The organism is Paraburkholderia sp. GAS38 (genome assembly GCF_050434965.1).
Lineage (GTDB): Bacteria > Pseudomonadota > Gammaproteobacteria > Burkholderiales > Burkholderiaceae > Paraburkholderia > Paraburkholderia phenazinium_A.
Window position 1 is genome coordinate 23,743 of the sequence record NZ_JBNDJO010000016.1, and the last position, 23,917, is coordinate 47,659.

Genomic DNA, 23,917 nt, shown 5'->3' on the forward strand with positions numbered 1-23,917 from the left:
CCAATCAAAGGCCGCTGAACCCAGGCTTGCCGCACACCGTCTTCAATGCATCGTATCGGCTTCGACCCGCGCTACCGCGTCCTCGACGCTCGCTGCCGGCTGCGGCGCCGGGATCGAATCCGCCCGATACCGCTCGAACGCTTCGTCCGCGTAACGGATCTGCGTACGGCCATGCGGCGCCGGTTCACCGTTTTCGCCGAGGTTCACAAACACCATCTTCTCGACGGTCAAGATGCTCTTGCGCGTGATCTTGTTGCGCACTTCGCAGCGCAGCGTGATCGACGTGCGGCCGAAATGCGTCGCCGTCATGCCGAGCTCGATGATGTCGCCCTGGCGCGCCGAGCTGACGAAATTGATCTCCGACATGAACTTGGTCACCACGCGCTGGTTGTCCAGCTGGCAAATGGCATAGATGGCGGCTTCTTCATCGATCCAGCGCAGCAGACTGCCGCCGAACAGCGTGCCGTTGGGGTTCAGGTCTTCGGGCTTGACCCATTTTCTGGTATGGAAATTCATCAGGTATCCCCTGCGTGAGGTGATGGGGTACGGTCGCAAGACCGAAACCTAGGGTTAATACCTAGATTATACCAAAAATAAGGGTTTTCCCTAGGCCGCCAAAAAGAGGCATGGCCGGCTCACGCCCGGCCTGTCTCAGACCGTCGGCTGCAGCGCACCCGCAGCACCGAGGGCATGACGCGCCTGGACCAGCGCCGTGCGGGCGGCGCGCGCGTCGGCGGCGACCCGCAGCAATGGTCCAAGCTGCGAGGGTTGCTTCAGCAGTTCGCGCAGGATCGGCGCAATCGCGGTACTGCCGTCGTCGCGCAACCCTGCTGTCGCAGCGGACGGTAGCGTGCGCCACGCGGGATCGACAATCGCGCGGCACACCGCGAACGGCACACCGTGCGCCGCGGCAATGGCCCCGGCGACATGCGATTCCATGTCCACGGCAAGCGCGCCGCTGGAGCGATGCAGCGCGGCTTTGTCGTCCGCGCCGGTCAGCGGCGCCGTGACGCCGGCCAGCAGACCGCGGTGCAAGCGCGCGCCGAGCGGCGTCGCGGCCAGCGCGGCGGCGAGGCGCCCGGACCAGCGCGAGTCGGTGGCGAAGCGCCCAAGCGGACCCTCCACCGCGTCCGCCACGATCACTGCGCCCGGTTCCAGGCCAGGCGCGAGGCCGCCCGCCGTGCCGAAGCTGACGATCCCCGCGCAGCCACGCGCGACGGCCGCGCTCAGCGCCCGCTCGAGCAGATCGGCACGCGCCGCGTACACCACCTCGATGCCTTCGCCGCGCACGATCCGCGCTTCGAAGGCCATGCCGGTGACGGCGATGACCGGCAAGCGGCCGCCGGCAGCCTGGGACGACAATACCGACTGGGTAAAGCGAGTAGACGTGGACACCATTACATCCCGACGACGACGCGCGTCAGCCCGTCACGCTTCAGTTGCCGGTAACGCGCCAGCGCCCAGAGCGGGAAGAACTTGCGATAGCCGTGGTAGCGCAGATAAAACACCCGCGGGAAGCCGGTCGCCGTAAAGCGGGTTTCGTCCCACAGACCGTGTTCGCGCTGCTCGCGCAGCAGGTATTCGACGCCGCGCGCCACCGCCGGATGCTCGACGCAGCCCGCCGCCATCAAGCCCATCAGGCCCCAGGCAGTCTGCGAGGCCGTGCTCGGCGCGCGCTCGTAGCCGCGGTAGTCGAGCTTGTAGCTGGTGCCGTCCTCGCCCCAACCGCCGTCCTCGTTCTGGATCGACACGAGCCACTGCGCCGCGCGCTTGATGCGCGGGTCGTCGTGCGCCATGCCGGCGGCGTTCAGCGAACAGAGCGCCGTCCATGTGCCGTAGACGTAGTTCATGCCCCACCGGCCATACCAGCTACCGTCCGCTTCCTGCTCCTTGAGCATGTAGTCGTAGGCGCGGCGCGCCGGCTCGCTGTTGGCCGGCAACTCGCCCAGTTGAGCCAGCATCGACAGGCAACGGCCCGACACGTCCGCCGTGGGCGGATCGAGCAAGGCACCGTGATCGGAGAACGGAATGTTGTTCAGGTAGTACTGGGTGTTTTCCGGCTCGAAGGCGCCCCAGCCGCCGTCGCTGCTCTGCATGCCGACCACCCATTCGCGGGCGCGGGCAATCGCTTCGCCGTCGACGTCCGACTGCGTGAGCCCAGCCGAGCGGTGCATCGCCATCACGACCACGGCCGTATCGTCGACGTCCGGATAGTAGGGGTTGGCGTACTGGAACGCCCAGCCGCCCGGACGCACGTTCGGGCGGCGCGAGATCCAGTCGCCGCGCACGTCGAGAATCTGCAGCGGACGCAGCCATTGCAGCCCGCGTTCGGCCGCCTGCTCGGCGCGCGGGTCGCCGGTTTCAAGCAGCGCATGCGCGGCAAGCGAGGTATCCCATACCGGCGACAGGCACGGTTGGCAATACGCTTCGTCGTCCTTGATGACGAGCAGCTTGTCGATCGACTGACGGGCAATCGCGCGGTTCGGATGATCGGCCGGATAACCCAGCACGTCGTACATCATCACCGAGTTGGCCATGGCCGGGAAAATCGCGCCGAGGCCGTCTTCGCCGTTCAGACGCTCGTCGACGAACGCCTGGGCAGCCTTGACCGCCCGCTCGCGTGTGTACTTCGGAAACAGGCCGTCGACGAGGCGCAGCACGTGATCGACGCCGCGGAAGAACGTGAACCAGCCCTGGTGCTGATGCGGCGCACGCGGCAGCAGGCCGGTCGTGACGGGCGCGCCGTGGAACAGCTCATCGATCCGCACGCCGCGCGGGTTGCGCGCCACCGGACGCCTGGCGTTCAGCACCAGCAGCGGCACGATTACCGTCCGCGCCCAGTACGACACCTTCGACAGGTGGAACGGGAACCACTGCGGCAGCAGCATGATCTCGACCGGCATCATCGGGACTGCGTACCAGGAGACCACGCCGAACAGCGCCAGCAGGATGCGCGTGAACACATTCGACGCTTCCGCGCCGCCGTGCGCCAGAATCGCTTCGCGGGCGCGGCGCATGTGGTCGGCGTCTTCCGGCTCGCCGATCATCTTCAGCGCGAAGTACGCCTTCACGCTCGCGCTGACGTCGAGCGCGCCGTCGGTGAAGAGCGGCCAGCCACCGTTGGGCAACTGGATGCGGCGCAGGTAACGCGCAATCTTCTGCTCCAGTTCCGCATTCGGCTCTTCGCCGAGGTAGTGGACCAGCAACACGTATTCGGCGGGGATGGTCGCGTCGGCTTCGAGTTCGTAGACCCAATGGCCGTCGGGCTTCTGCGCGTCGAGGATCGCGTCGGTTGCCCGCGTGACGGCGGCGTCCAGCGCGGCGGCGCTTGCCTCGACCGCGGGCGGAGCAACGGGCGTCGCGGTTGAGTCGGGCGATTCGTTGCCCGTCGTCTGGGCAAGGGATAAGTCGTTCATCAGCGTTCCATCGGTTCGTTCAGCAGCGTATCCGCGGCCTTCTGGCCGGAGCGGATCGCCCCTTCGATCGTCGCGGGCAGGCCGGTGGCCGTCCAGTCGCCCGCGAGCATGAGGTTTTTCCAGCGGGTGCGAGTGCCCGGGCGATGCATCTCTTCGCCCGGCACGGCCGCGAAGGTCGCGTGCGGTTCCATCACGACCTGCCAGGCCGGCATGGGTTCGAGCGGCAGGCTGGCGGCCTGGGCCACTTCCGCCCAGATCGTCTTCGCAAGCACGTCGTGCGGCGTGTCGAGCAGCCTTTCGGCGCCGCTGATCGTCACGGACAGACGCCCGTCGAACGCGAACATCCACTCGGCCGTGCCATTGAGCAGGCCAGTCAGCAGCGGCACGCCGAACGGCGGTTCGACCGCGAAGTGCACGTTGACGGTGGCGCTGAAGCGGCGCGGCGCCTGCAGACCGGGGACGAGCGCCCGCGCGACGTCCGGCGGCACCGCCAGCACCACGCCGGCGCCGGCGGCGAGCTCAAGACGCGCCTCGCCGGCAAAATCCAGCGCGCTGACCCGGCCGGTGTCCGCAAACACGATCTGATTCAACTGCGCGCCGAGCCGGATCGCGGCGCCGCCGTGCTGCAAAAGACGCAACGCCGGATCGACAAAGGCGCTGCTGAGGCCATTGCGCGCGAGCAGCGGCCGGCTCGCCGGGCCACCCGCCGCCAACGTCTCGCGCACCATTGCGGCCGCCAGCTCGGCGCTAGCCTCGCGCGGTTCGTGATTGAGCATCATCCGGAACAGCGGTCGCAGCAAGCGGTCCCATAGCACGCCATCGCAGCGCATGGTCTGCGCCATGGTGCGGCCTGGCTTCGCGAACAGCAGTGGCGCGAGCGTCAGATAGTCGCTCGGGTGGGTGTTCGGCACCCGCGCCGTTTGATCGAAGATCCACCACGGCAAACGCCCGGCCGACAGGCGCACGCTCCAGCGCGCACGCGTCGCGAGATCCACGAATGGGTATTCGGGCTGTGCCGGCCCCGTCAGCTCGTCGGCCGCGCCGATCGCGCGCAGATAATTCAGCGTCGCGGCATGGCCGGACAGCACCACATGATTACCGCTGTCGAGCGTCGCGCCAAGCGCGCGGTCGTACCAGGAGCGGCACCGTCCACCGGCCTGCTCGGCCGCCTCGTGCAACACGACCTGCGCACCGCGGCGCTGCAATTGCACCGCCGCGGCCAGGCCGGCGAGGCCCGCGCCGATCACGTGGACGAGCTTCGACATCAGAAAAAAGCGTACCGCGCCACGATCCACAGCAGACGCGCGCGCGGCTTGCTGACCTTCGTGCGCGGCAAATCGAAGCCGCGCTCAACGGTGCGATCGAGAAGACAGCGGTAGACCCCGGACATGATGCGCGGGGCGCGGACCTGGTTGCGCGGCACGGCGTCCATGATCGCGTCCGCCTGAGCGAAATGCTCGCGGGCCCGCGTCACCAGTTTGGCGCAGACGCGCGGCAGCGACGGGTCGTCGGCGATAACGCCGGGCGTGGCCGTCGCAATGCCTTCGAGCGCCAGCAGTTCGCGCGGCAGATAGCAGCGGTTGATGCCGGCGTCTTCGTCGATATCGCGCAGGATATTGGTCAACTGCAGCGCGCGGCCGAGGTGGTGCGCCAGCCGGCGGCCAGGCTCTTCCTGCATCCCGAAGATCCTCACCGATAGACGGCCTGCGGCACTGGCGACCCGGTCGCAATACAGATCGAGCGTGTCCTCGTCCGGTGCGCAGATATCGGCGGCGGCGTCCATCGCCATGCCGTCGATCATCGCGTGAAAATCGTCGCGTTGCAGGTGAAACGTATGAATGTGCCGCGTCAACGCGCGCAACGAAGCGCGCGGCGCGCCGGCATAGCAGGCGTCGATGTCGGCACGCCAGCGTTCAAGCCCGGCGGCGCGCTCGGCGCGCGGCAGATCGCTGTCGGCAATGTCGTCGACAGCGCGGCAAAAAGCGTAGACCTGATACATCGCGTCGCGCTGCGCAGCCGGCAGGATGCGCATCGCAAGATAGAACGAGCTGCCCGATGTGGCGGCAGCGGCGTCGGTTTCTGTATCGTCCACGACAAGATTGGAAACAGCCAAGACGATCTCCGCTGAGGGGCCCTCTGGAGGCGATCAAGAAGTCGTGCCTACCCGCAGGGTAAGCCGCGCGCGCGGACACGCGCAAATACGTCGGCAGGGATGCCGGAAACGGCGAAAAGTATAACAACCTTTGCGGGATAGCGCAGTTTGAGGCGGAAGAATCGGCCATTATTGCCGAATCACACGCACGGCGGGCCGGGTGGCAAGCCACGACGGGCGCGGCTTGCGGGCACGGTGGGACACCTGCTGCGCCGGCCGGCGCCGGCCGAGAGCGGCTCGCGAATGCGTTGGCAGCGGCGCCCGCCGGCCGGCGCTCAGATAAAAGCTACCGACCGGTTGCGGCCCTGACGCTTGGCGCTATAGAGCGCCGCGTCCGCTTCGTTGATCAAGACGTCGTAATTCGGCACGCCGACCCGCGCCGCGGCCCCGCCGACGCTCGCCGTCACCGGCACCGACACGCCCTGTACGTCCACCGGCACGTCACCGATCGTATTACGGATCTTTTCCGCGACCAGCATCGCGTCCGCGAGCGGCGTGCATGGCAGCAGCAGCGCGAATTCCTCGCCGCCGAACCGGCCGAACGTATCCTGCACCCTCACCACCTGGGCGACCCGCTGCGCCATCTCGCGCAGCACCGTATCGCCGACGCCGTGGCCGAACTGGTCGTTGATCTTTTTGAAGTGATCCAGATCGAACAGCAACACCGACATCTCGCCGCCATAGCGCTGCCAGCGCGTGTATTCGTCGCGCAGCCGCGCCTCGAAAAAGCGGCGATTGGCGATGCCGGTGAGGCCGTCGCGATCCGCATATTCCTGCAGCTTGGCCACCGCCTCTTCGCGCTCGCGCTGCACGATGCTGACGTGCGTCACGTCCGAGATGGTCACGCACACGGCCACCACTTCACGCTCGCGCGTGAGCGGCATGAAGGTGCAGTCCTGCTGCATGAAATCCACCCCGCCGGTAATCGGCCGGTCGTGGTCGAACTTGAACAGATAGGGGCGTTGTTCCCATGAGCTGAAGGCGAAGCTGCCGAGCTGGAACACGCTCTCGAGCTTACGGGTCAGCCAGACGCGCGGCAACTCGGGGAAACTGGCGAAAATCGACTTGCCGACAACCTGATCGGCCGACAAACCGCTGTGATCCTGCATGAAGCGATTCCACATCAGCACGTTCATCTCGCGGTCGAGGACGAAAATACCGAAGCCGACACGCTCGACAACGAGATCGCTTAACGAAGCAGGGGGGACATTCATAGACTGGACAGCAACGCGTCAAGCGCGTCATTCATGTGGCGGATCGACTCTTCAGCCATGAGCATGACCAGATGAGCCCGGAAGCTCTGGTCTTCGAGCGCGAAATTGACTTCGACGAGCAACGCCACTTCCCAGGCGAGCACGCCGGGCTGGAACACGTCGTCAAGCGACATGGATTCGCCGAGCAGGCCCGGCGCCGAAAACACCGGCGTGCGGCCGAGCTGCTCGAGGATGCACGAAACGCACGCCCCCGTCAGCACGTTGGCGACGTCGAAAATCAGCTCTTCCTGGCTCACCTGCTCGTAGGCGGAGCGCGGGTACGGGTCGTTCACCAGCCCGCACAGTTGCTCCATACTGCCGCTGCGGCAGATCACCAGCGCCTCGCCCTTGATGTCCGAGCGGAAGCCCTGACGCACCGCGCTCACCGCTTCCTGAATGCCGGTCATCTCGCGCAACGCCGCCGCCGCTTTGCTGATCTCGACCACCTGCACGCGCGGCACCGACAGTTCGATGAACGCGTCGAGCAACCGTCCCAGACGGGTTGCGGCCTGGCCCATCGCCAGATTGGCGACCTCCTGCAGCGCGTCGCGCCGATCTTCGTTGAGGACTGGCTCAGACATACAACCCGTACTCCTTGAGGATGGGTAGTACCGCCTCGGGGCTGACGGGCTTGGCGATGAAGGCAATGGCGCCGAGCGAACGCACGCGCGCCTGCGCCATCGGCTGCACGTCGGCGGACACCACGATCACAAAGGTGTTCAGGTCTTCGTGCTGCAGCGCCTCCAGCACCTGATAGCCGGTCAGGTCAGGCATGGTCAGATCGAGGAACATCACGGACGCCTTGCCTTCGCGGTACAGCGCGAGCGCCTCGCGGCCGTTCGATGCGTAGCTGACGTCGACATCCCAGTCCTGTGGCAGCGCCTTTGTGAGCACCTTGCGGGCAAGCAGCGAATCGTCGGCGATCACAATGGGCAATGACATGGCGGAGGGTCAGAAAAACGGGATTGGCTCGGTCGCGTTAACGGCCTGGTTCAAAATTTCTTTAGCGGCGCGACGACGGACCGGCGGAAGGATACTCCGATGCGAGTGCGAAGGCCGATTGCGAAAAGCCGGGGAGGACGCACGCGGCGGCGCGTGCGAGAGGAACGGTACGGATGCGCGTGGGCGCACGCGCGACGATAACGATGACCGGCATGATCGAGCCTACCCCGTAGGTGGTTCTGCGCGGCCGAGTGGAAAGGCGGAACTCCAGCCTGTCGCGCGCGTTTCCGCGAACCCCCTCCGTCACGCCTTGTTTGCGTTGTCTGGCTGGCCCTCGCGGTACAGGCGTCCGAGCATGGCGGACGCACTAATATTTATCGTGGCGAGATTCTTAAATTAAACCAGCGAAAAGGCAACTCGTCAAAATGGATTTAACGAACATGAATTACTCATGAATCCAGTTTTCAAGGAGTTTTTCGACCCTCTTCCGGTTATCTAACGTCGTTTATACTTTTGTGTACGTTTGCGCTTCCGGATTCGTCGCTGTTTAGAGAAAAACTTCCGCGGGCCTCGCGCGGTCTATTCTTACCGGCCCGACAGATCCTTCCCGGCATATTTCGGCTTCTCGTATGATGGTAACCGTAAGATTTTCCGTCCCAGACGCCTTGCAGCGGTATTACAGATGACACCCGACCGGTCCGACTCGCGCGAAGCGAGCCGTCTCTCCGCTAACCGGCAGGACGAGACGCTGTTCCCGGTTGTACCGGAACAGAATTTCCATGTCCGGCGCATGACGCTGATCGCCCTGCTGGTCGCGGCGGTCGTGCTGCCGTGCGTATATGTCGCGGCCATGGCCTTCAGCGACCTGCGGGAGCGCGAAGCGGACGCGACCGACCTGACGCTGCGTACCGTGCGGGTCGCGGAAGAACATGCGCTGAAAGTGTTCGATATGAACGAAGCGCTCGATGCGCGCGTCGTCGATCTGGTTCAGGGCCTCGACGACGACGGCATCCGCGCGAGCCAGAGCGAGATCCACGACAAGCTGGGCACCATGGGCGGCGGCTATCCGCAGGTCTCGGCGGTGTCCATCTTCGGCGAGGACGGCGCGCTGCTCGCAACCAGCCGCTTTTATCCGGCGCCGACCGTTTCGATTGCGCAGCGCGACGACTTCACCGGCATTCGCGACGGCAAGATGCTCGAGCACGTCTCGAAAGACATGGTCGGCCAGGTCGCCGGCGAAAAAGTCTTCAATACCGGCGTCGCAAGGCGCGGCGTGGACGGTGCGTTCGCCGGGGTGGTCTCGGTCGCGCTGCGGCCCAGCTATTTCAGCGACTTCTACCAGGAATTGCTCGGCGGCACCGACACGCCGATGACCATGAGCCTGACCCGCGCCGATGGCGCGGTGCTCGCCCATTACCCATCCGCGCCGGGCCAGCCCACCATGATCGCGGCGCATACGCCACTCACCGACGCCCTCGCCCGCGGCAGCCGCGCCGGCGTGGTTCGGACCCGCTCCGTGTTCGACAACGACAATCTGATCGTGGCCTACCGACGGGTGGGCGCGTATCCGGCCTATGTCTTGTGCGGCTACCGCACCTCCGCGATCTGGGCGGCCTGGTACCGCCATCTGAGCGTCCTGATCCTGTCGATGTTCACGCCGTCCATCGTGCTGTGGTGCGTGATCTGGCTGTCGCTGCGCCGGCTGGGCGCCGAGGAGGAAGCGTGGGAGCGCTGGCAGGCCGAAGCGTCGATGCGCCGCTCCATCGAATCCGCCTACCGGCAGTCGCGCAAGATGGAAGCGCTCGGCAATCTGGTCGGCAGTGTCGCGCACGATTTCAACAACCTGCTGATGATCGTCTCGGCGAACGTCCAGATCGCCCGACGGCGCGGCGCCCCCGGGCTCGACCGGGAGCTGTCGGCCATCGAGCGCGCGCTCAAGAGCGGCCAGTCGCTTACGCGGCAATTGCTGGGCGTGGCGCGCAAGCAGCCACTGCGTAACGAGACGCTCGCGGTCGAGCGCTGGCTGCCGGCCTGTCGCGAGCTGCTGCGTGCGTCGCTGGGGGCGAAGGTGTCGCTGGTGATCGACATCGGCACCGACGTCTGGCCGATGCGGGTCGACGTCGCCGAGCTCGAACTGGCGCTGATCAATATCGCCGTCAACGCGCGCGATGCGATGCCCAACGGCGGCCGCTTCACGGTGCGGGCGGCCAACATCACCTTCCGTCATGAGGAAGGCTTTCCGCTGACGGGCGAGTTCGTGCAGCTTTCGCTCGAAGACACCGGCGTCGGCATGCCGCCCGAGGTGCTCGCCCGGGCCTTCGAGCCGCTCTTCACGACCAAGCCCAAAGGCATGGGCACCGGCCTTGGTCTGCCGCAGGTGTTCGCGTTCTGCGAGCGCTCCGGCGGTCTCGCCGCCATCGACAGCGCGATCGGCGCGGGCACCTCGGTACGGCTCTATCTGCCGCGCGCGGCGGCCCTGCCGGAAGTCGAACGTCCCGCCGAGCCACACGTCGAAGACGCCGGCACGCCGCACGGTCTGCGCATTCTGCTGGTCGAGGACAACGACGAGGTCGCCGCCGGCACCGAAGCCCTGCTGCAGATGATGGGCCACCAGGTCACCTGCGTTTTCAACGCCGACACCGCGCTGCGCCTGTTCGACGACGCCCACGCGAAGCAGGCGCGCACCGGCGAACCGCTGCCGTTCGATCTGGTGATTTCCGACATCCACATGCCCGGCACGATGAACGGCATCGATCTGGCTGAAGCGGTCCAGGGGTTCGAAACCCGCCTGCCGGTGATCCTCGTGACGGGCTATGCGGAAGAACTCGACCGCGCGCGCCATGTCGACGTGCGGGTGCTGTCGAAGCCCTTCGATATCGCACTGCTCGACAAGCTGCTGCAGGATCTTCAGCACGAACTGGCGCAGGCCAGCACGCATCCTGCCGAGTAAGCGCTTTTCTCTGTCTGGCTCATCCCGCCACGGCGCGGCGCAGTACGGTGCGGCGCGGCGGAATTACCCGGATTTTGTAAAAGCGCCTCGACACCCTGCCGGCGGCCATCCACCACGCTGCCGGACAACCCCCTGCGGAATCGGCCGGCAAGGCCCTGAAGCGGCGCGGCGCGATCCGGCACGATCGTTGCGGCTCCCAACGGATGCAAGGTCCCGCGCGACTGCGGCGGCCGCTCAGTAAAACGTCGGGAGACAGCCATGCGCCATACCGTGATTGGTTTATTCGACACTTATTCCCAGGCGGAAAACGCACGCGACACGCTCGTGCAGACCGGCTTCGCCAGCGACACGATCGAACTGCAAGCGAATCCGCAGCCATCTGCGAATGCGGCGGCCGATGCGGCCGCCGGCGCCAGCGTCCTCGCCAACATCGAGCGCTTCATTGCCAGCCTGTTCGCCAAGGAACCGCGCCCCGCCCAGGCCGACCGCTACGCGGAGGCCGTGCGCCGCGGCGCCGTGCTGGTGTGCGTCAGTGCGGCCAGCGAATCGCATGCGGAACTCGCCAGCAAGACCCTGACCCGGCTGGGCGCCGCCGACATCGGCGAGCGCTTGCCCGGCTGGGACACAGCATTGGAGGACCCCGATGCGCGCCGCGATCACTCGGTGCTCGACGAACTCGGAGTCGGCAGCGCCAATCGGGTCCCTGCCGCGCCCCGGTCCGTGGACGACCCGCTGCGTAGTGGGTCGCCCTTACCGGCTGAACCGCGCGTCGACGATCCCTTGACGCAACGGCAGCCGCCGCTCAGCGAAGCGGCGACGCTCAACACGATCGCCGCCGGCAGCGCGCCGGGCTTTGGCGCCGTGTTCACGCCCGTCGAGGTCGCTCCTGCAGCGCGGCGCCCTGAACCCCTCGAGGAGCAGGCCATCCCGGACGAGTTTCTCGAGTACGAAGAGGATTTCCGGACTCACTACGACGCGCAGTATGCGAGCGATCAGGCCCGCTACGAAGACTACGTGCCCGCGTACCGGTACGGTGCAACGATCGCCCGTGATGTGCGCTACCGCGATCGTCCGTGGGACGAGGTGGAACCGGAAGCGCGTCGTCATTGGGAAACCACGTCGCCCGGCGAGATCGACACGTGGGAGCGTTTCAAGGCAGCGGTACGGCACGGCTGGGACCGCGTGACGGGACATCACCACGTCTGATGGAAGCCGCCGGTTTCCCCACTCGCGCTAGCGGGAAACCGGCGGCATCATGCCGCCACCCTCGCTCGATGAGATGCGATGACGTGGAAGAGAAGGCTGGCGTGGCGCCGATCAACCGACGTGCTGGCTCACCCACGCCGCATAGCGATCGACAAACGTCTGCAGGAATTTGCGCGTATCCTCATTGAGGATGTTGCCGGCCGTGTCGATCGCCGCGGGATTGTGTTTGATGAACATTTCCGGCTGACAGAGCGTGGCGACGTCCAGGTAGGACAGCACATTGCGCAAATGCTGTTGCGACAGCGCGGTGCCCGTCGCACCCGGCGACGTGCCGGCCACCGCACCGGCCTTGCCGGCCCACGAATTGGTGCCCCACGGACGGGAGCCCCAGTCGAGCGCATTCTTCAACACACCCGGGATCGAGCGGTTGTACTCGGCGGTGACAAATAGCAGGCCATCGGCCGCCTCGATCTTCTGCTTGAACTGGCGCGCTACGTCCGGAAAGTCCGCGTCGTAGTCCTGGCTGTAGAGCGGCAACGCCCCAATGTCGAGAAATTCGAACGAGAAATCGGCTGGGGCAAGCGAAATCAGCGCCTGAGCGAGTTGCCGGTTAATCGATTCCCGGCGCAAGCTGCCGACAACAACGGCGATGTGATGGGCCATGGTGGGTTTTCCCTCAGTTAAGCGCACGCGGCGCAAGAAAGGTTTGCCGTATCCATCATAGGCGGTGGGTGGCCGCGCGGAACGACCTACAGGCTAAAAAGCGGAAGCGCCGCGGGGAAATTCTGGAACCCTCCTCCGCTTCGCGGGACGCGCAGTGGATAACCTCGTCGCCCGAAAAGTTATCCACAATTTCACTGAATAACCTTGTGGATAACTGGGGGTTTTGCCTTTCCAGTCAAGCCCGTCTCCGGTCTGAGACGATTTCAGGCAAATGAACGTTTTATTAAGAATTCCAGACGCAAGACAACCACGGAGGCTGTATGTCATACCGGATCGATGCAATGCGTCCTATCAAGGACAGACGGACGGAGTTGGAGGAGGCCGATCAGGCCCGAGCGGAAAAGCGCAAAGCTGACGACGCGCAGATCGATCCCGGTGCCGAAAAGTGGCGCTATCGCCCAGTGACGCCGGCGACAAAGGTGCGTCGATAAAGCACTCGTGGTTCGTATCGTGACAAAGCCGCTGGGTGACAGCGGCTTTGTCTCTCTTGCGGTGTGCGCGATCGTCCGGACGTGTTATTCCGGCACCGCGATATCCCCATCGACCAGTTTCAGGCCGTACGTTTGCGCGAACAGCTCGGCCGCTTGCGCGCTTTCGAAGAACGGCATGTCGGCGTGGCCCTGGAACGGGTAGATCACCCGGGCATCGCTTAGCCGCGTGACCTTGAGTGTGGGCACCGTCCCGCTCGACGTGCGGCGCGACGACACCGCAACGTGATAGTTGTCCCGGCCCGAACGGTCCGACTGGTCATGCGGCGCATCGCGCCGCGCGTGGCTGGAATAGGTCATCGACACGCGGCTCACAACCCGACGATCGACTGTCCGGCAACCATGCCGTCGATGACGAGTTCGGCATGACTCGCCGACGCCATCCGCGCGTCGCCCGTCGTGCCGAACGGCGAGCGGCTGGGCACGCGAAACACGCGGCTGGTCGTCACGGTGTTGTCGGTGCCGCGCCGGCAGATTTTCACCGCCGCGTCGAAACCGGCATCGTAGTGACGTGTGCCGTTCGCGCCGCGCGGCTGATGCGGATACACCAACGGATAAATCTCGAGACCTCGGTAGCTTCTAATGATGTTGTTCATGGTAGTCGTCTCCGTTGAGTGACCTGCGAGGCGAGAGCGGTGGCGACAGCGCCGGTTCGGCGCCGCACACGCGGCTGCTCACTGCATTGTTCCGCGGCAGGCGGTCCTGCGACGGGCGCAGGGGTTGTCGATACGCGCACGACAGCGTCACCAATACATCGGACCGGCGGCCACGCGAAGCAACATGAAAGAAGGGATCCTGATCGATCCGGGGAGCGCAATAAGGCGAAGACTTGGGCGGGTCGGCGCAAGCGCGCGAGAGATCTACAAGCGGCTGGCTCACTGTAGCACGTATGCGGCCCGCCGGCCCGGGACATTTGACACGCGGCGGTCTGCGGGGAAAACGTCTGCGGAGGCGAAACCCAGACGGTCACTTCAGGAAAACGGACATTCTGCTTTCCTTAATAAAATGGGCGCCTCGCGGGCGCCCATTTTCAAGCGGATTCGAAGGCCGCGCGGTTGAGGGGGAATCTGCTAGCCGCGTCGTCCGTCGAGGGTAACGGTTACTGACCGAAGAACACGTTGCAATACGAAGCGGGACCGTTGCATTTGGCCGGAGCAGCGGCGTCGGCCACGCCCGAAACGGCGGCAAACAAGGCGACGGAAGCGATCAGGACGGTAATGGCGCGTTTCATGGTGATACTCCTCAACTCAGCGTGGGTTTCGCGATCAGGGACGATCGGTTCGATGGCTGGGGAAAGAATATCGACGAAGCCTCTCCGCAAAAACCGCAGAGTTACGAAGAGATTCTCTTTGAAAATGCAATAATCGACGGATTGCACTGAGCCCAGGAGGGCGTTTTCGGGCGCCAAAGGCATGCTGATCAAGGTGGAGCGGCTTTCGTCTTGCTGCGGTACTTACGAATAACGCAATAATTAATTTCTAACCCTGCGTCTGTCATAAATTCGTCTTTCGAACGACTGATGAGGATTGAAGTCGTCGATGGTGGGCTCAGCCATGTTGAATTCCGGTTCACTCCGGCAGGAGCGTGCGAGAGAATGGATGCCGGGTCCACCTCGAGCACGTAGAAAAACATTCAGTCATGAAGACCATCGATCTTGCAGAACGCGCGGACAGACGCGTCGAACCGGCCGGGACGTCCGCTACCTCAAGGCTGGGCGCGTCATGCCGGAGGCTCGCATGACGCAGACGGCCGGCCCGGCGTTCGACGACCCGATCTATCTGATGCAATTGCGGCGCGACCTGTTGCGCTTCGCACGCCTGCAATTGCGCGATGCGGCCGCTGCCGAAGACGCGGTGCAGGAAGCGCTCGCCGCCGCATGGTCGCAAGCCGACCGGTTCGCCGCGCAATCGGAGCATAAGACCTGGGTGTTCGGCATCCTGCGGCACAAGCTCGTCGACACCTTGCGGGCCCGCAAGCGGACCGTGAACCTGTCGGAACTGGACTCCGAACTCGAGGGTGAAGCGCTGCTCGATCGCGAGCTCTTCAAGGACAACGGCCACTGGTCCAACGAGGCGAAACCGCGCCCCTGGCCGACACCGGAGACCGCGCTGCGTCAACAGCAGTTCTGGCAGCTCTTCGAGATGTGTCTGGACCATCTGCCGGAACATATCGGGCGGGTGTTCATGATGCGCGAGTTTCTGGATCTGGAGACCGAGGAGATCTGCACCGAACTGCAGATGACCGCCAATCACTGCAGCGTCCTGATCTATCGCGCGCGGCTCAGGCTGCGTACGTGCCTCACCGAAAAGGGCCTATCGAGAGAGGATGCGAATGGGGAAGTGTAAGAACATCACGCGTCTGTTATCGGACGCGCTCGATCGGCCGTTGACGGCCGGCGAATGGGTATCCGTCGGCCTGCATCTGCCCACCTGCAGCGGCTGCCGCAATTACCGCAAGCACATCGGTCTGCTGCGGGCGGCCTCGCGTGAAGTCAGTGGCCTCGACGGCGCCGGCGAGGTTCGGCCGGAAGAGTGAGACGCGGCGGCGCTCGCGCACCGCGCAAGGCGGTGATCAGCGTTCGCTGGGGGGCGTCGTGCGATACCGCTCAAGATAAGCCGCATGAGCGGGTTCGTCGACGTGCGGCTCGTGCTGCTGCATGCCGGCAGGGTGTTTCGCGAGCATCGCGCGCGGACGGATTGGCCGGTGCTGGAAATTGCCGCCGCAATTCGGACACACATTGCAAAGTGTGCTCAACGCGCAGGCTTCGCAGAAGGTGCATTCGTAGCTGCAGATCATTGCGTCGGACGCGTTCGGCGGCAATGGCTTGCCGCATCGTTCGCAGGACGGCCTCAGTTCAAGCATCACATGCTCCGTATCCAGAGAGAGAAAGGCGCGTTCTGTAGCGCCTTCCGATACGAAGCAGTGTAGGCCGGCGCCGGGTGGGCGAAGTGCCAATCAGGCTTCAATCGCTGCCTCGCGGACACCGGCTGCACGCGGCTGCTTCGCCCCTCGGTATCCGCGAGGCAGCGGCGGGCTCAGGTCAGGACACTCCACATGACAAGCGTGAGCACGAGGCCGACCACCGACACGATGGTCTGCAGGATTGACCAGACGAACACCGTCTGCTTCAGTTTCAGGCCGAAGTACTCGCGCACCATCCAGAAGCCCGCGTCGTTGACGTGGCAGAAGAACACCGAGCCTGCGCCGATTGCCAACGCCATCAGCGAATCGTGCGTAGGACTCAGACCGATGACGACCGGGGCCACGATGCCGGCCGTCGTCGTCGTGGCGACGGTGGCCGAGCCGGTGGCCTGACGCAACGCGACGGCGATCAGCCACGCAAGCAGGATCAGCGGCATATGGGCCCCCACGGCGATCTTGCCGACTGTCGTGCTGATGCCGGCCACCACCAGCGCCTGCTTGAGCCCTCCGCCTGCGCCGATGGTCAGCAGCAGCGCGGCGATGGGCGGCAGGCTCTTGCGCAGGATGCCGCCGACCCGATCACGCGGCATGCCCCGCGACCAGCCGAGCGCCACAATGGCAAACAGGACGGTGAGCCCCAGTGCGACCAACGGCTCACCGAGAAAGTTGAGCGCGTTAAAGAGAAAGGTCTCCGGCTGAAGCAGCAGCTTGGCGACCGTGCGGCCCAACATCAGAATCACCGGCAACAGGATGGTGATCAGCGAGATGGCGAAGCTGGGCGGCTCGGCAGCATCCTGCTGGGCCGTGAACAGTTTGCCCATTTCTTCCGGCTCGGGCACGTGCATGCGCTTCGACAGCCAGAGGCCGTAGACCGGACCGGCCAGAATTACCGCCGGAATCGCGACCACCAGCCCGAGCAGCAGCGTGAGACCGAGATCGGCGTGCAGTGCGCTAACGGCGATCAGCGGACCCGGGTGCGGCGGCAACAGCGCGTGGAGTGTCGTCATGCCGGCCAGCGCGGGAATCGCGATAAGCAGGATCGGCTGTTTGGAGCGGCGCGCCATGACGAAGATGATCGGCACCATCATCACCAGCCCGACTTCAAAAAACAGCGGCAAACCGATGATGATGGCGACCAGTGCCATCATCCAGGGCAGCAATCGCGGCGTGGAATGCTTGAGGATCGTCGATACGAGCCGGTCTGCGGCGCCGGACTCCGCCATGAGCGCACCCAGCATCGCTCCCAGCGCGATGATGATCCCCACGTCGCCCAGCAGCGCACCCGCGCCTTTGCTGAACGCACCGGCCACGGCCTCGAGCGGCAAACCGGCGGCGAATCCTGCAGCGAACGTGCCGACCAGAATCGACAGGAACGGCGCGAGTTTCAGCACGCTGATGAAAACGATGATCAGCGCGAGCCCGAGCACGCATGAAAGGATCAGTTGGGTGTCGTGGGGCGACCACGGCGCGAGTGTTGTCGGTAAATGCACGATGTCCCTTTTGTTGATTGACGCCACCGCGGTTATGCGCGGTGACGGCGATTGTAGCGGGCCTCGGGGTGGGGTGTGATGAAGCCGGCTTTAGCTTTCAGGGACTCATATCGAGAACGTGGGGTCGGCGGGGCGACGACGCGGGTGTTCTCGATGGCGAGCGATTTTCTTGCGCTGTGTTTCTGTGCTTTTGTGGGCTGGGTCGGTCAGGTGGAGGCAACGGGTGAATTCAGTCGAATAGCACTTTGACATTTTCGGGTGGCCGTCCGATGACCGCTCGTCCATTGCGTACGACGATCGGACGTTGCATCAGGATGGGGTGTTTCTCGATCGCTTCGTATAACTGATCGTCGGAGAGTTCGGCGCTGTTCAGGCCTAGATGTTTGTATTCGGCTTCCGTGTCGCGCAGCATCTCGCGGACCGGGCAATCCAGCATGACGTTTAATGCTTTCAGTTGCTCCACCGACAAGGGTTGCTTCAGATATTCGACGACTTCGACGGGTTCGTTCGCGACGTTGTAGGTGTCGGCGATCAACTCGCATGCGCCGCGCGATTTGGAACAGCGAGGGTTGTGATAGATCGTGATCATGGCGGCGTTCTGCTTGAGAAGGGGTGAGCGTGGGGAGGGAGGATTTTAGCTTTTAGTGTCCGATGCGGGGGGGGTGGGACGGGGGGGGACGCGTGAGGGCGCGCATGACGCCATCTGTTAGACGGCGAGGCTAAGTCCTCGTAAGAGCCCGTGCTGCCGATCCGGTCAATCTCAGCGTCTCGGCACATTGTTTATGCGCATAAAGACCCTGCCTCGGTCGTCTCCAAACGATGCCCCGCGATTGCTCCTGCTCACAGCCAATGCCTCGACTCCGTTCACGCACAGGCACCTCATTTGTGGTGCGGAGCACGCGGTTCGCAGAGCAGGCTCATGAACGGCCCCCTTGGTCCTTCCGCTCAACAGCACCCAAGGTATCCAACACATCATCGTCACGGCCAGACGCCATAGTTCGCTCGATCTACCCACCTGTGAGCACGGACCTCCGGCCGTTGCCGTTGCCGTTCCGATTATTCACGCCGGCCCTCCGTTGCCGAGTCCGTCCGACCAGCCAGCCTCCTTTATGCGCATAAACCTTGGCCAAATGGCTAACGCGTCGCACGTTTACGACAAAAGCGATTGAAATACAAATTCATCAAGGTAAAATCCAACAGCGTCTAAAAAGAGGAGGTGAAGATTGGCAGCAGAAATCATCGCGGTAACTCAGCAGAAGGGTGGGGTCGGGAAGAGCACTATCGCGATGCACCTCGGCGCTGCATTTCATGAGAAAGGTAAGCGCGTCCTCGTCGTTGACGCTGACGGACAAAACACGCTGGTTCACTGGACCAGAGCCTCATCGGATAGCGAAAACGGCATCCCGTTTCCGGTCGTCAACCTCTCCGAGTTCGATGGCCAGATCCACCGCGAGATCAAGAAGTTCGTGGGGGACTACGACATCATCGTCGTAGACTGCCCGCCCTCCATCACTGAGAAAGTCTCCGGCGTAGTCTTGCTCGCCGCGACCGTCGCCATCATCCCAACCTCGTCCTCACCAGCGGATTACTGGTCGAGCGTGGGCTTGGTCAAACTGATCCAGCAAGCGCAGGCGATGAACGAAGACCTGCGCGCGGTCTTCCTGCTCAACAAGACGGAAGAGAAGCGGATGCTGACCCGCGAACTCAAGCGCGCGCTGGAAGAACTGGGGTTCCCCTTGCTCAAAACCCAGATCCCCACCCGCGAAGCCTATAAGCAGGCCATGGCGCTAGGGCAGACCGTGCTGCAAATGAATGACCGCGGCGCCAAACTGGCCGCCGCCGAAGTACGGGCGTTCGCGGATGAAATCGCCGCCCTGCTCCCCTGAATTTATGCGCATAAAGGACACTGAATGAAACCCTCCCAATTTGCCAAAGGCTTTCAAGCACGTCCGGACACGACTAGCAGCGAAAAGCGAACCGCCCTCGACCGCCTCAATGCCATCGATGGTCTGGTACAGAACGCACCGAAGGCGAGCGACTTTGCAGGCCGCTCCAGTCAGCCGGTTTCTGCCCCCGTCGTCGCCGAAGCCGACACCGCGGAATCGCTGAACGAGTCTGCCGCGTACCACGCATGGCGCCTCGAGCACGGTTACCGCCCCGGTCAGGTGATCGAACTCACGCTGAAGTCGATCAAGCCCAGCCCGTTCAATCCGCGCCATTTTTATCTGAAGTCATCGATCGCGGAGCTCGCGGTCAATCTGGCGAAGCAGGGACAGCAGCAGGCGATCCATGTGATCCCCGACTACGACAATCCCGGCACGTATTTCGTCAGCGACGGCGGCCGCCGCGTGCGCGCGTTGAAGGAAGCCAATAAGGAATCGGTGAAGGCGATCGTCATTGATCTGCCCATCGGCCTCCAGAGCTACAAGCTCGGTTACGACCTTAACGTGCAGCGGGACTCGCAAACGGTGTTCGACAACGCGGTCGTGTGGAAGCGCTTTCTGGACGAGAAGTACTTCCAAAGCCAGAAGGAGTTGGCCGAGCATCTCGGATTGGACGAGTCGACGGTCGCGGTTGCCTTGTCGATTGCCAAGTTGCCCGAGGTAGTCATGCAGGAGATGGTCGCGAGAACAGATCGCTTCGGCTCGAACATGGCTTATCAGGTTGGCCGGTATCACTCCGCCCGCGGATCCGACTCCACGCTACGGCTGATCAACAAGATCCTGTCGGACGATCTGAGTACGCGCCAGGTTGCCGACATCGTGAAGGGTCGCGCAACCGCGCAGGAGAGCACCAAGCCCGCGGGCCGGCAGCGCTACGCGCAGCGTCTCGAGATCAAGCTGGATGGGGTGTCGGTTGGCGATCTGAAGTCGTACGGCGATGACCGCATCGAACTGCGACTGAAGGGTCTGTCGAAGGAAAAGCGCGACGACATCCTGAGGCAGATCGAGCAGATGTTGCAGCAGAAGTGATTTGCAAGTGCGGCGTCGGCCGTGACGCCGCACTAGTACGAACAAGTAGCTGAAGCAGGTTTGTCAGGCTGCTCGGGACTGGCTCAAAGTGAAAGCGAGCAGGTCCCCGTCGGTCGGCTCACCCCACGTCTTGCGGGCGAGCCAGTCGAAGAACGCGGTCTCGGTGATCTTCGACTCCAGGCCGCGACGACGCCAGTCGTCGCGCATGTGCGTACCCAGATCCGGCAACTCGTCGTCCTCAAACGATCGACGCGCCAGTTCGCGGTCGGACTCGCCTTGCTCGTCATAGAGCGCACGCGCTTCCTTGCGACGATAAGCAGAATATTCGCCCAGCAGGCGTGCCTTGAGGTCGTCCGCCGGCGCCGCGACGGCCGCCTTGCCACCGCTGCCCGATGCCAGTGCCTCAACCGGCGGCGCATAACCCTTCTTCAACGCATCCTTGAACAACGCCGGCGCACTACGCACCGGCGGCAGCGACGTGCTGCGCATGCGCTGTTCCGTCATCTGCAGTGCAGCGCGAATCCGGTTTTCCTCGCTGTCCGCGTAAAGCGTCTGCGCTTCCTTGAGCGGAATGCCGATCTTGACCATACGGTCGACGAGCGTGCTGTCGAAGACGTTCGGGTGCTCATCGAGCGCCAACATTGGCTGCTTGCGCTCCGTCACGCGAAACTGGATTTCGGCCACACGGCGACCTTCGCGATGCTCGATCAGCTCGACGAAGATGTTGGTTACCGCGTTCACCTCAGCAATAGCCGGACGCAGATAGTCACGCTTGAAGTACTTGTACTCGCGCTTTGCCTCGTCGCCGGCCTCTGTGTCGGGCGTGCCGGAGAGAATCGGACGCCACCATTCCCACGATTCGCGCATCGTGAGATGACTCGGATTGGTCAGATAGCGCACGCAGATCTCGTACAGCGCCAAGCCCGCGCTACTGCGCAGTTGGCTTTGGAACTGCAGGCTCAGACGCGCGTACTGAACCGGGTCGAGCAGCTTTTTCTTGATCTTGGGTGCAAACGAGAACTCGACCCACACGCGCCGCGTGGTCGGGTCTTCGAGAATTTCCGCGTCCGCGATCAGTGTGGAGATACCCCACTTGCGGCCAGGTTTCTGGCTGGAGGTGCCGGTACTCCATTCGACCTGCACCGACACCATCCGCCGCAGGTGTTCCTTGACGAGCGCGGTGTCGTTCGAGTCGAACGCCGAGTTGGCCACAATATCCGAGAGTAGCGCACGGTACGTGTCGCCGGACTCGTCGGCCTGCTGGGCGACCGCCAGCAGAACGTTGAACAGCTTTCGGGTGAGTAGGGTGATTTTGCCGCTCTTGGGCTGAATCGCGATCGCCTCAACGGCTTTGCGCAATTCGGCGGAGCTAGGGCTCACCACATCAGTCTTCTTCGCGCGCTTCGTGGCCATGCGTCGGGTCGAGGAGGGATTTGGCGAGAGCATACCGACTGTGGTGAAGCACGTCTATAGGGCGCCCCTCACCATTCCCGGTGAAGTGCGCTTACGGCTCCCGACTCACCTCGGTTCACTCCCGAAAACGCTCACCTCAAGCGTTTCGGGCCAGGTTGCGGGCGTCGTTGCTCCTCGCGGGATAGGCAAAAATGCGCCTTTCCTGGCTCCATCCCGAAAGGGAGGTGTTTGCTCCCGTATCGACTCACCCTAAAATTTCTCGCAAATTCTCGACTTGATTCGCACTCCTGGGTGGTCGGCACGGGTCGACCGGTCGGAAATCGCCGTGCGGGCCAAACCACTTACCAGGTTGGCGAGCGCAAACCCTGGAACCAGGCACTGGTATGGGTTTGCCGGAGATCGACTCGTTGTCGAGGACGCACCCATTGCGCGTGAAACGGCGCTGGGGGGATGCGCACAGCGCAGCCGTGACCGTCGCGTGAAGCTCGGCACCCCACGGCATAACCGGCGAGCCACGGTGAGCAGCGGCGATGCTCGTCGACGCACCGCTCGGATTTCGCGGCTCAGGGGCGACTCGTGGATCGTCCTGCGATCGATGGTGAGGCGCTCCACTCGGCACAAACGCACCGCTTCAGATCTCGCGCCCCTGGAAGGCAACACAGAATCGCCTACAGCCGATGGTGAGGCACTCCAGCCCACACGAACGCACCGCTTCGGATCCCGCTCCCCCGGAAGTAACCCGCGGCCGCCTGCAACCCTCGCTGAGGCGCTCCATCTCGCACTAACGCACTGCTCGCATCTTGCCAACCTATGCAGCCACCTTGCGGACAAGACACGGGCCGCGACGTATCGCCCCACGGCCAGCCCGGCGGCATACCGCGCCGTCTCGCCAGGCCCACTCGACCCACAAAGCGCCTCATTGCCGCTGTCGCAGCCTCCCACTGTGAACGGCGCCAACACGTCAATGCCCCACCAGCGAGCGCCCGGGGGTTGGCCGGAGCAGGGCGGCGTTTTCGCGGCATCGCAGCAACAACGGCACGACTCAGGAGACGTATTCAGCTCAACCGGTCTACTTAGCCACGATTCAACAACCACTACCGCCCGAAATCCGCTTCACCCATCCCCCGAAAACACTCACCTTTGCTCCAGCCGAAGCCGCGAAAACACGCGGCCCGCGTCAAATCGCATTGGAATATCGCCCCAAAACGCTCCTGAAAAGCCTCACCTTTGACCGGAATCGCTCCTCGCTTGCGCACCCGCAGCACGGCCACATTCAGCTCCCGAAAAGACTCACCATTCTCACTAATCACTAAAATACTCTTATATTTCAATTGGTTATGGAACACATATCGAGTATCTCTTGAAATAATAGGTCCCGAAAAATCTCACCTTAGCTGTCGGCTACTAGCGCCGGCCACCCGATCACCCCATCACGGCAATCTCCCGAAAAGACTCACCATTGAAGATTCGGTCCGGGCGAATTCGCTCTCACCAATCAAGCTCAGTGGGGCATTTCACGTAAGTAACCGCAAACTTCCTCCCGAAAAACCTCACCTCAGGCGATTTTTAGCCTCCGACTAGCTCCCGGAAACGCTCACCTCAAGCATGAACGGTGCGGTTTCCGATGGTGCCGGAGCTCCCCTTCGACGCCTCCCGAATAACCTCACCTTTGCCCGCCAATGCCCTTTCCCAGGTTCAATCAATGCCCTGGGACACGGAGAGGCCGCCACCTGCTCCCGCAAAACCTCACCTTAGGGCATTACATGCCCAAAAATCGGGCATAACCGCGGTCAGCCCCCGAAAAGCCTCACCTTGGGTACGCGTTTTCTCCCGCGTTGTCTCACCGGAGGCTTTTTGGGGCCTCGATTTACCCTAAAAAGAGCGTCTAAAATCTATCCCGAAAGCGCTCACCGCATCGATCGGGCGACGGCCAGGTCATTTTTACGTCCAGCCGGGCTGCCCGGCCCATCTGGTCCCGCAAAATCTCACC

General features: G+C 63.7%; 24 protein-coding genes. 7 read left to right on the forward strand and 17 right to left on the reverse strand.

Features of this window, described 5'->3' with window-relative positions:
- Nucleotides 1-42: 42 nt before the first annotated feature.
- The 8 genes from P3T42_RS30165 to P3T42_RS30200 all read right to left on the reverse strand — a co-directional run bounded on the left by P3T42_RS30165 (nucleotide 43) and on the right by P3T42_RS30200 (nucleotide 7,763).
- Nucleotides 43-516 carry an acyl-CoA thioesterase gene (locus tag P3T42_RS30165; protein WP_074293903.1) on the reverse strand — a complete coding sequence of 158 codons (474 nt, stop codon included), beginning with the start codon at nucleotides 514-516 and terminating at the stop codon, nucleotides 43-45.
- 135 nt (nucleotides 517-651) lie between these two features.
- Nucleotides 652-1,311, reverse strand: coding sequence for a phosphorylase (locus tag P3T42_RS30170; protein ID WP_429308192.1), 660 nt, complete (start codon nucleotides 1,309-1,311; stop codon nucleotides 652-654).
- An 86-nt stretch (nucleotides 1,312-1,397) separates the two neighbouring features.
- Nucleotides 1,398-3,416, reverse strand: a complete 2,019-nt coding sequence (gene shc / locus P3T42_RS30175; protein ID WP_429308109.1) for a squalene--hopene cyclase — start codon at nucleotides 3,414-3,416, stop codon at nucleotides 1,398-1,400.
- Nucleotides 3,416-4,681 (reverse strand): hydroxysqualene dehydroxylase HpnE, encoded by a 1,266-nt coding sequence (hpnE, locus tag P3T42_RS30180; RefSeq protein WP_429308110.1) that lies wholly within the window; start codon nucleotides 4,679-4,681, stop codon nucleotides 3,416-3,418. Before hpnE ends, shc begins: the two co-directional genes overlap by 1 nt.
- Entirely contained in the window at nucleotides 4,681-5,529 is an 849-nt protein-coding gene (gene hpnD / locus P3T42_RS30185; protein WP_074293907.1) for a presqualene diphosphate synthase HpnD, read from the reverse strand. The genes hpnE and hpnD overlap by 1 nt, the downstream gene beginning before the upstream one ends.
- A gap of 314 nt (nucleotides 5,530-5,843) precedes the next feature.
- Entirely contained in the window at nucleotides 5,844-6,782 is a 939-nt protein-coding gene (locus tag P3T42_RS30190; RefSeq protein WP_074293908.1) for a sensor domain-containing diguanylate cyclase, read from the reverse strand.
- Nucleotides 6,779-7,402 carry a chemotaxis protein CheC gene (locus P3T42_RS30195; protein ID WP_074293909.1) on the reverse strand — a complete coding sequence of 208 codons (624 nt, stop codon included), beginning with the start codon at nucleotides 7,400-7,402 and terminating at the stop codon, nucleotides 6,779-6,781. Before P3T42_RS30195 ends, P3T42_RS30190 begins: the two co-directional genes overlap by 4 nt.
- Entirely contained in the window at nucleotides 7,395-7,763 is a 369-nt protein-coding gene (locus tag P3T42_RS30200; protein ID WP_074293910.1) for a response regulator, read from the reverse strand. The genes P3T42_RS30195 and P3T42_RS30200 overlap by 8 nt, the downstream gene beginning before the upstream one ends.
- A gap of 682 nt (nucleotides 7,764-8,445) precedes the next feature.
- Here P3T42_RS30200 and P3T42_RS30205 point away from each other — a divergent pair.
- Both P3T42_RS30205 and P3T42_RS30210 read left to right on the forward strand, forming a co-directional pair.
- Nucleotides 8,446-10,713 (forward strand): ATP-binding protein, encoded by a 2,268-nt coding sequence (locus P3T42_RS30205; RefSeq protein ID WP_429308111.1) that lies wholly within the window; start codon nucleotides 8,446-8,448, stop codon nucleotides 10,711-10,713.
- Nucleotides 10,714-10,971: 258 nt separating this feature from the next.
- On the forward strand, nucleotides 10,972-11,919 hold the full coding sequence (locus P3T42_RS30210) for a hypothetical protein (protein ID WP_429308112.1): 948 nt from the start codon (nucleotides 10,972-10,974) through the stop codon (nucleotides 11,917-11,919).
- A 111-nt stretch (nucleotides 11,920-12,030) separates the two neighbouring features.
- Here the strand turns inward: P3T42_RS30210 and P3T42_RS30215 are convergent, their stop codons facing one another.
- Nucleotides 12,031-12,582, reverse strand: a complete 552-nt coding sequence (locus P3T42_RS30215; protein ID WP_074293913.1) for an NADPH-dependent FMN reductase — start codon at nucleotides 12,580-12,582, stop codon at nucleotides 12,031-12,033.
- Between the two features lie 320 nt (nucleotides 12,583-12,902).
- Here P3T42_RS30215 and P3T42_RS30220 point away from each other — a divergent pair, with 320 nt between their 5' ends.
- Nucleotides 12,903-13,073: a hypothetical protein gene (locus P3T42_RS30220; protein WP_171991557.1), complete on the forward strand. Its 171-nt coding sequence runs from the start codon at nucleotides 12,903-12,905 to the stop codon at nucleotides 13,071-13,073.
- Nucleotides 13,074-13,157: 84 nt separating this feature from the next.
- Here P3T42_RS30220 and P3T42_RS30225 read toward each other — a convergent pair whose 3' ends face one another.
- From P3T42_RS30225 to P3T42_RS30235, 3 genes are all read right to left on the reverse strand, one after another.
- A complete protein-coding gene (locus tag P3T42_RS30225) occupies nucleotides 13,158-13,430 on the reverse strand; it encodes a DUF6723 family protein (RefSeq protein WP_074296974.1) in 273 nt (90 codons plus the stop codon).
- A gap of 11 nt (nucleotides 13,431-13,441) precedes the next feature.
- Nucleotides 13,442-13,726: a hypothetical protein gene (locus P3T42_RS30230; RefSeq protein ID WP_074293914.1), complete on the reverse strand. Its 285-nt coding sequence runs from the start codon at nucleotides 13,724-13,726 to the stop codon at nucleotides 13,442-13,444.
- A 503-nt stretch (nucleotides 13,727-14,229) separates the two neighbouring features.
- On the reverse strand, nucleotides 14,230-14,361 hold the full coding sequence (locus P3T42_RS30235) for a hypothetical protein (protein WP_290439555.1): 132 nt from the start codon (nucleotides 14,359-14,361) through the stop codon (nucleotides 14,230-14,232).
- Between the two features lie 505 nt (nucleotides 14,362-14,866).
- Here P3T42_RS30235 and P3T42_RS30240 point away from each other — a divergent pair.
- Together P3T42_RS30240 and P3T42_RS30245 are read left to right on the forward strand one after the other, a co-directional pair.
- Nucleotides 14,867-15,475 carry an RNA polymerase factor sigma-70 gene (locus P3T42_RS30240; RefSeq protein ID WP_074293915.1) on the forward strand — a complete coding sequence of 203 codons (609 nt, stop codon included), beginning with the start codon at nucleotides 14,867-14,869 and terminating at the stop codon, nucleotides 15,473-15,475.
- Nucleotides 15,456-15,665: a zf-HC2 domain-containing protein gene (locus tag P3T42_RS30245; protein ID WP_171991573.1), complete on the forward strand. Its 210-nt coding sequence runs from the start codon at nucleotides 15,456-15,458 to the stop codon at nucleotides 15,663-15,665. Before P3T42_RS30240 ends, P3T42_RS30245 begins: the two co-directional genes overlap by 20 nt.
- A 36-nt stretch (nucleotides 15,666-15,701) precedes the next feature.
- On the opposite strand, the gene P3T42_RS30250 is transcribed toward P3T42_RS30245, so the two are convergent.
- From P3T42_RS30250 to arsC, 3 genes are all read right to left on the reverse strand, one after another.
- On the reverse strand, nucleotides 15,702-15,992 hold the full coding sequence (locus P3T42_RS30250; RefSeq protein WP_429308113.1) for a DUF1272 domain-containing protein: 291 nt from the start codon (nucleotides 15,990-15,992) through the stop codon (nucleotides 15,702-15,704).
- A 173-nt stretch (nucleotides 15,993-16,165) separates the two neighbouring features.
- A complete protein-coding gene (locus tag P3T42_RS30255; protein WP_074296976.1) occupies nucleotides 16,166-17,542 on the reverse strand; it encodes a gluconate:H+ symporter in 1,377 nt (458 codons plus the stop codon).
- A 229-nt stretch (nucleotides 17,543-17,771) separates the two neighbouring features.
- Entirely contained in the window at nucleotides 17,772-18,131 is a 360-nt protein-coding gene (gene arsC / locus P3T42_RS30260; protein ID WP_074293918.1) for an arsenate reductase (glutaredoxin), read from the reverse strand.
- 634 nt (nucleotides 18,132-18,765) lie between these two features.
- Between arsC and parA the strand changes: the two genes are divergently transcribed.
- Together parA and P3T42_RS30270 are read left to right on the forward strand one after the other, a co-directional pair.
- Nucleotides 18,766-19,428 (forward strand): ParA family partition ATPase, encoded by a 663-nt coding sequence (parA, locus tag P3T42_RS30265; protein WP_074293919.1) that lies wholly within the window; start codon nucleotides 18,766-18,768, stop codon nucleotides 19,426-19,428.
- Nucleotides 19,429-19,452: 24 nt separating this feature from the next.
- Nucleotides 19,453-20,514, forward strand: a complete 1,062-nt coding sequence (locus tag P3T42_RS30270; protein ID WP_074293920.1) for a ParB/RepB/Spo0J family partition protein — start codon at nucleotides 19,453-19,455, stop codon at nucleotides 20,512-20,514.
- 63 nt (nucleotides 20,515-20,577) lie between these two features.
- Here P3T42_RS30270 and P3T42_RS30275 read toward each other — a convergent pair whose 3' ends face one another.
- Nucleotides 20,578-21,927 (reverse strand): replication initiation protein, encoded by a 1,350-nt coding sequence (locus P3T42_RS30275; protein WP_074293921.1) that lies wholly within the window; start codon nucleotides 21,925-21,927, stop codon nucleotides 20,578-20,580.
- Between the two features lie 1,094 nt (nucleotides 21,928-23,021).
- Nucleotides 23,022-23,273, reverse strand: a complete 252-nt coding sequence (locus P3T42_RS30280; protein ID WP_429308114.1) for a hypothetical protein — start codon at nucleotides 23,271-23,273, stop codon at nucleotides 23,022-23,024.
- Nucleotides 23,274-23,917 lie beyond the last annotated feature (644 nt).